The sequence below is a fragment of the Bacillus sp. CDB3 genome, assembly GCF_002081505.1.
GTDB lineage: Bacteria > Bacillota > Bacilli > Bacillales > Bacillaceae_G > Bacillus_A > Bacillus_A cereus_AT.
This window is the reverse complement of the sequence record NZ_ALBR01000032.1, coordinates 1-7,266: the sequence shown is the minus strand read 5'-3', so window position 1 is coordinate 7,266 and position 7,266 is coordinate 1. Positions and strand designations below refer to the sequence as shown.

Below are 7,266 nucleotides of genomic sequence, written 5' to 3'. Positions count from 1 at the left end.
AAACCGTTAAGGTAAGGAAGAGTCGACACTAACAAACGAAAAAGTAAAAAAGAAGTTATTTATAAGAAAGNCTGTTTAAGTAAAAACTCTAACGTGTATCACATTGATTACGGTAACTCGTTTACATCAGATCAATCTATAAAAGTTGTCGATAATAAATTAAATGTATACTTCATGAATGCTGAGAAAATATGTACATATAAAAAAGTAAATAATTAACTATTAGAATTCAGCAACTTTCAAGTACTACAAAAGCGCAGAATGTATTTTCTGCGTTATTTCATTTTAGACGTCTTCCTCTAAAAATATATTTCCTTTTTAAATCTTTTAATTTGAATGTAAAATTATATAATAAAACAAATTACTGTGAGGTGCTTATTTTGAAAAGCTTAAGTTCTTTAATTATATCAACAATTTGTTCAGTAGCCCTTATCATATGGAACGCTATTTCATTTTATGAAAAATTCACTACAGGAAATTCATACTATTGGATAAGCGGCATATTAGGTATGTTTTTCGTGTTCTTTTTCATTCAAAACATGCGAGATTTTATTAACAAAAACTACAAAACCTCTTAAATGATATGAGATGAAATATGTAATAAACTTTTAAGTTAGCTGATCTATCATATAGCCACCCTCTTCTAGAAAAATTGGAAGAATAACCACCTTGTGAAGTATGACATTTATTCCAATCCCTCCCTCTAAATTTGTCAATCGTTTTAATTTTCATAAAAAAATGATAAAATGTAAACATGTGTTTTCAGAATAATTAAAAACGCAGAAAGAAAACACTGTTTTTAGGAGGGGTTTTGATGACTTACACGTTAGCAACTAGAATGAAAGCATTCCATTCTTCTATATTTAGTGAATTAGGGGCCTATAAAAAAGAGAAAATTGCAGCAGGTCATAAAATGATTGATTTAAGTATCGGGAATCCCGATATGCCTCCTGCTGATTTCGTAAGAGAAGCAATGGTACATACGGCGAGTGAAAAAGAAAGCTATGGATACACATTAACAGGCATACAAGAATTTCACGAAGCTGTAACTGAATATTACAACAACACTCATAACGTTATATTAAATGCTGAAAAAGAAGTTTTATTATTAATGGGTTCACAAGACGGCCTCGTTCATTTACCGATGGTTTTTGCAAATCCGGGTGATATTATATTAGTTCCTGATCCAGGATATACGGCTTATGAAACAGGAATTCAAATGGCCGGCGCAACATCTTACTACATGCCATTAAAGAAAGAAAATGATTTCTTACCTAACTTAGAAGTTATCCCTGAAGAAATTGCCAATAAAGCGAAGATGATGATTTTGAACTTCCCAGGAAATCCAGTTCCAGCAATGGCTCATGAAGATTTCTTTAAAGAGGTAATCGCATTCGCGAAAAAACATAATATTATCGTTGTCCATGATTTTGCTTATGCTGAATTTTATTTTGATGGCCAAAAGCCAATTAGCTTCTTATCTGTACCTGGCGCAAAAGAAGTTGGCGTTGAAATTAATTCTTTATCTAAAAGTTATAGTTTAGCTGGTAGCCGTATTGGTTATATGATTGGTAACGAAGAAATCGTCGGTGCGCTTACGCAATTTAAGTCTAATACAGATTACGGCGTGTTTTTACCAATTCAAAAAGCTGCATCCGCTGCATTACGACACGGCGCTTCGTTTTGCGAGAAAAACCGTGGAATTTACCAAGAACGTAGAGATACTTTAGTAGATGGATTCCGCCAATTTGGTTGGAATGTCGATAAACCAGCTGGAAGTATGTTCGTTTGGGCTGAAATCCCGAAAGGATGGACCTCTCTAGAGTTTGCTTATGCACTTATGGATCGTGCGAATGTCGTTGTCACACCAGGTCATGCATTTGGTCCTCACGGCGAAGGCTTTGTACGTATTGCACTAGTTCAAGATAAAGTAGTATTGCAAGAAGCAGTTGAAAACATTAAAAATAGTGGTATTTTCTCTATTGAAAAAGTAGCGGAATTAGTTGAAAATTAATAATAACTCCCCTGCTTAACTTTAGCAGGGGTATTATTATTCCTGGAGGTACGATATGAATATTAAAGATACTCTTCCCCATAGCTATCCATTTTTAATGATCGATAAAATTACAAGCATTACAGAATCTCAATCAGCTACAGGATACAAACTGATTACAAATAATGAGTGGTTTATTAATAACAATCAAAACTATATGCCTCATATGTTAATTGTAGAAGCACTAGCGCAACTTAGTGCCTTTGTGAGTACAGGTGGATCTGAAGGACTAGGTTTCCTCTCCTCATTAGATGGGGTGGAATTTCATGCAAATGCGTATCCCGGTGACAAACTTGACTTACATTATGAATTAACACGTAACAGACGCGGTTTTATACTTGGGAAAGGAATTGCCTCTGTAAACGGTCAATCAATTGTTACCATTGAAAAGCTATTAATATATCAAGCTGATTAAACAGATTACATAGTAAGGAGTAGGAAAATGCGGAATGTTGTTGGTATTGATGCTGGGGGAACATTAACGAAGATTGCTTACTTTAACTTGGAGAAAGAACTATGTTTCGAAAAATTTTATTCATATGAACAAGAAAGAGTTAAAGAATGGCTTCAAAATCATAATTCAATTACACAGTTATGCATTACAGGTGGCAAAGCTAAACAGTTAGAAGAACTACTTTCAGGTTCATTTAAAATAGTAGGATTAAACGAGTTCGAAGCTACATTAGGGGGAGTACGCTTCATACTAAAAGAAGAAAAACGTGCTTTACAGAACTTTGTCCTAACAAATATCGGTACAGGTACTTCCATTCACTACGTTCACGACAAACAATACATTCGCGCTGGTGGAACTGGAGTTGGCGGCGGAACAATTATGGGTCTTTCAAAACTATTAACAAATATAGATCATTTTGAAGATGTGCTACCACTTACGAATATAGGATCAAGAAAAAGTCTAGATATTACGGTTGGAGATATTTATGGCGGTATTCTCTCCCCTATTGATAACAACTTAACTGCTAGCAATTTTGGAAAAGCGACCATTACAGACTCAAATTATAGTAGTTCAGATGTACTAGCTACCGTTCAAGGACTTGTCGGTGAAGTCGTCACAGCATTAAGTCTTCAATTCGCCGAAGCGAAAAATATTGACCATATCATTTACATCGGTTCTACTCTATGTAATAACGTACATCTTCAAAATATTATTAATAGCTATACAGAATATCAAAACAAAATACCAGTCTTTTTACGAGACGGCGGTTATAGTGGTGCGATTGGTGCTTTACTTCATGGTACGAAATAAAAAAGCTGACTTTTGTCAGCTTTTTTATAATGGTACTTCAAATTCAATAATTGATTCTCCGTTCTCCCCAATACGTTCCACACTAATTCTATCGATTACACAGTGTAGCTTCTTATGAAAACAAGGAAGATCCCTTGCTAGTTCAGTAGCTAACTGCGAGCTTTCTTTTCTTCCGACTGTTACATGGGGTATGCACGGAATGTCTATTCTCAAAAGTGGTAGTAATGGTCCTGTATATAATTTATCATGTAGCTCTGCTATTTGTTCTTTTCCTTGCTCAATTTCTAAAAATAAATAGTCTCCTATACTAGTTACACCACTTGCAAACTTAATCTCAATTGTACCTATCCCTTTTGCCAGATTCGAAATATGTGATTTCAATTCATCATTTGAAATATTACTTTCAAAAGGAAATACAATTGTTATGTGAGGAGGAATTAAACCAAATAAAGGATCGTGTATTTCTCGAATACTTTCTATCTCATCAGTAGACATGTTATTTAGAAAAAGTAAAATTGTACGCATTTTTATATCCCCCCACTCTCCTCAATTTTTTTATATTTATCACATTGCATGGTAGCTTGCACTTCAACAAGTTATTTCACTTACATAGAAAAATAAAAAACTTCTCAAATGAGAAGTTTTCATATAGCATGATTATTATTTTCCCGCCAAACTTTCCTGAACTTTATATAACAAGCAATTCTCCACGGAATAATATATGATATTGCAACGACGTAAAATAATAAACCAATTGTTTGCGGAGCTAAGCCAACAATATATTGTCTTGAACTATATCTTAAAATAACAATTCCGATAAAAGTAATTAAAAAGGCAGCACTTTTTTTCGTATAAATGTTTCCGTCTTCTCTTCGCTCATAGCTTGTTAAAAATATAAGTGGGATTGCGAAAAGAACCCCAATTATTATTGCTATAGTTACTTGTAATATAGCTGGATGTACTGGACCAAAAAACAATAAAATACCCGGTATTAAAAATAGTAATGGCCACAAAATACGTTTTCCCTCTCCCTTTATCGGCTTATACATAGAGCGAAAACGACGCCAAAATATTAACAGTGCAACACATAAAAAGACTGTTATTAGTGAAGATGTATCTCCCATTTATTTTTCCTCCTCTCCCAAAGTATATATTTAATTACACTTTAAATCGTTTACTCAAATGATACTTTTCGAATGAATATACCGCTAGTCACGATATAGACGACAGTTAATCCAATTGAAATGACAGTAAAATATGGAATATCTATTAAAGATAGATTAGATGTAGAATTTAAATCCTGTATTCCTACTTCACCATAAAGCACACTATTCAATGATATAAAAAGTGTTCCTCCTACCATAAGACCAATCCACTTAAACCGTTTCTTAATTACTACTGCTACTTGAAAGAAAGTTGCTATTGTAACATACAATAATAGTTGTACAATAAACTGTTCTACTGAGTGTTCTCCTAGACTAGTATTTGTTGTACTGTACAATGTATTTTGTAAAAGAATCACTTGAAGGAATGAGAAAGCCGCAGCCTGTAATATAATATAGAAAACTGATCCAATGAAAAACTCTAACCTCGTTACTCCAAACGAAACAGCTAAACGAAACAGATCATCCTGTATAATGAAAGAGCTTACTACTATAAAAAATATAATTACAATCGAAGGATTACTTAAAATATGTTGTAAAAATCCTTCCTTTATTCCTTTTAAATCCATTGCACTTGTTATTCCTTTTATAAGTAATGCTGCAATCCAAAATATAATAAATGCATTATAATGAAAATTTATATGTAACTTCAACTGCTTCATTAACATCGTCATTTCACTTCACCACCAGTTATGTGAATAAATAGTTTTTGTAATGTAATTTTATCAACTTCTAATTCTTCTTTTTCAAGAGAGTAATAATCTTCATTAGTAAGTTCTTCCCATATAACAGCAATGCCCTTATTTCCATAAACTTCTCGATTTATAACTTTTTTATTAATCGAAAATGCATCTACTTTATCTTTTTGTCCTGAAATTATATGCCCCTGTTGTAATATATCTTCCACTGATGATTGAACAACTAGTCTTCCTTCTTTTATGATGATTACATCTTCAATTACATGGGTTACTTCTTCTACTAAATGTGTTGATAATATAATTGTTCGGGGATACTCACCGTAATCTTCTAATAGCAAACTATAAAACAACTCTCGATGTGCTGCATCTAAACCGGTAGTCGGCTCATCAAAAATAGTAATTGGTGCCCTACTTGCTAGTCCTTGAATAATTCCTACGACTGTTTGCATTCCGTGTGATAATTTATGGTATTTTTCTTTCAAATTAAGTTGAAATTTCCTAGCAAGTTCTTCAGCAAACTCTTGATCCCAGTTTTTATAAAACATGTTACAGAAATTAAAAATCTCTTTAACTTTATTATTTAGATATGCAGCTTCTTTCACTTTAACAAAACAAATATTTTGCATCGCTTTACTATTTTCAAATACATTTTCGCCAAATACAGCTACGCTTCCACTACTTGAAATAATTTGACCAGCAAGAAGGTTTAATAATGTTGTTTTCCCCGCTCCGTTTCTTCCAAGCAAACCATATATTTTATGTTCTTCCAATGAAATTGTTACTTCATTTACAGCTAGTTTCTTTTTATATTTTTTCGTTAAATCTTTCGTTTCAAGTGCAAACATTACTCTTTCCCCTCCTTCGTAATTTTGTGTATCATGTCCATCAATTCGTCTTTTGATATTTCTAGTACTTTTGCTTCTTCCCACACTTTAGGTAAATACTCGGTCATAAAAGTATTTTGTCTTTTTTTTAGTACGACTTCTTTTGCTCCCTTTGCAACAAACATCCCGATCCCTCTCTTTTTATATAAAATCCCCTCATCTACTAGTAGATTTACTCCTTTTGCAGCTGTAGCCGGATTAATTTGCAACATCTTCGCAAATTGATTTGTCGATGGAACTTGTTCTTCTTCAAGCAATATGTCTTTTAAAATATCAGATTCAATGGTTTCTGCAATTTGTATGTATATTAACTTATTTTGTTCTAGAGTAGGTTTCACGATTTCACCACCTTAGGTTCATAGGTTCATTACTTATGTAACTAACCATAGCACGTCGTTTTGATTTTTTCCATAATTTTCATCAAAAAAAGAATCATTCGATAATGAATGACTCCCTTTAAAAAATGTTCGTATTTTCAATCGTGAAATAACCCCATCTTCCTCCATATCACTTAGATCCCCGCACAGGATGTTCATTAAAAAATTGTTTCCGAAAATCTTTATTATTAACTAGCTTTTCTATTTTTTCTTGATTACCGTAAAAGAAGTTCATTACGATTCCCTTATCCCATATAAGATCATCCTTTGGCAAATCATTAAATTTTTTATAAAGTATGGGTAAAAGTTCTTCTCTCTTCAATGCAAAACTTTGATTTTCAACCTGAAACTCATACCCTTTCGCATTTGGTACTAAAACTGCAAGATAAATAGCATTAAAGAGAAAATTCTTCTTCATCGTATCCTTCCCATCAAACCAATACGTCTCAATCATTTCTTCTGTAAGATTTCCATTCTCTTTTGCACCATATTCTACTTTAATATTTTCATTTTCTAAATTTAAACTTTGAACTGTTTCACCACCAGGTAAGTTTGTAACAATCGCAATAACGTCGGAATTATTTCCAACGTATGTCCCCGTATATTTTTTAAAAGCCCCAGGTTCAATATGTGATATTTCTTTTATTTGCTCCCCATTAGAACAAGCAGTAATAACTAATAAAATTGTTAGCATAACACCTGCCATTCTATTCATATACTTCATTAGACACCCCCACGTTCTATTTATTATCCAATCCATACAATGTATCCTTTAAAAAACCCTTTGAAATATACGCATTTTAATCAAAATTAAAAATTTTCACTTT

At 32.8% G+C, this 7,266-nt stretch carries 10 protein-coding genes; 4 read left to right on the top strand and 6 right to left on the bottom strand.

Translation table 11 applies throughout. The features are described 5' to 3' along the window. Positions 1 to 380: 380 nt before the first annotated feature. The 4 genes from CDB3_RS09955 (at position 381) to coaW (ending at position 3,317) form a co-directional block, all read left to right on the top strand. Entirely contained in the window at positions 381 to 578 is a 198-nt protein-coding gene (locus tag CDB3_RS09955; RefSeq protein ID WP_128854352.1) for a DMT family transporter, read from the top strand. 236 nt (positions 579 to 814) lie between these two features. Continuing rightward, positions 815 to 2,014 (top strand): LL-diaminopimelate aminotransferase, encoded by a 1,200-nt coding sequence (locus CDB3_RS09950; protein ID WP_128854351.1) that lies wholly within the window; start codon positions 815 to 817, stop codon positions 2,012 to 2,014. A gap of 55 nt (positions 2,015 to 2,069) precedes the next feature. After that, entirely contained in the window at positions 2,070 to 2,468 is a 399-nt protein-coding gene (locus CDB3_RS09945; RefSeq protein WP_128854350.1) for a 3-hydroxyacyl-ACP dehydratase FabZ family protein, read from the top strand. Positions 2,469 to 2,495: 27 nt separating this feature from the next. Further along, a complete protein-coding gene (gene coaW, locus CDB3_RS09940; protein WP_128854349.1) occupies positions 2,496 to 3,317 on the top strand; it encodes a type II pantothenate kinase in 822 nt (273 codons plus the stop codon). Positions 3,318 to 3,341: 24 nt separating this feature from the next. Here coaW and CDB3_RS09935 read toward each other — a convergent pair whose 3' ends face one another. The 6 genes from CDB3_RS09935 to CDB3_RS09910 form a co-directional block, all read right to left on the bottom strand. Beyond that, positions 3,342 to 3,842, bottom strand: a complete 501-nt coding sequence (locus CDB3_RS09935; RefSeq protein ID WP_128854348.1) for a 2'-5' RNA ligase family protein — start codon at positions 3,840 to 3,842, stop codon at positions 3,342 to 3,344. A gap of 119 nt (positions 3,843 to 3,961) precedes the next feature. Then, positions 3,962 to 4,441: a CcdC family protein gene (locus CDB3_RS09930; RefSeq protein ID WP_128854347.1), complete on the bottom strand. Its 480-nt coding sequence runs from the start codon at positions 4,439 to 4,441 to the stop codon at positions 3,962 to 3,964. 50 nt (positions 4,442 to 4,491) lie between these two features. Further along, positions 4,492 to 5,154 carry a DUF4052 family protein gene (locus tag CDB3_RS09925; protein ID WP_128854346.1) on the bottom strand — a complete coding sequence of 221 codons (663 nt, stop codon included), beginning with the start codon at positions 5,152 to 5,154 and terminating at the stop codon, positions 4,492 to 4,494. Further along, a complete protein-coding gene (locus CDB3_RS09920; protein ID WP_128854345.1) occupies positions 5,151 to 6,023 on the bottom strand; it encodes an ABC transporter ATP-binding protein in 873 nt (290 codons plus the stop codon). The genes CDB3_RS09925 and CDB3_RS09920 overlap by 4 nt, the downstream gene beginning before the upstream one ends. After that, a complete protein-coding gene (locus CDB3_RS09915) occupies positions 6,023 to 6,400 on the bottom strand; it encodes a GntR family transcriptional regulator (RefSeq protein WP_128854344.1) in 378 nt (125 codons plus the stop codon). Before CDB3_RS09915 ends, CDB3_RS09920 begins: the two co-directional genes overlap by 1 nt. Positions 6,401 to 6,569: 169 nt before the next feature. Beyond that, positions 6,570 to 7,163, bottom strand: a complete 594-nt coding sequence (locus tag CDB3_RS09910; RefSeq protein WP_128854343.1) for a DUF4825 domain-containing protein — start codon at positions 7,161 to 7,163, stop codon at positions 6,570 to 6,572. Between the last annotated feature and the right edge of the window lie 103 nt (positions 7,164 to 7,266).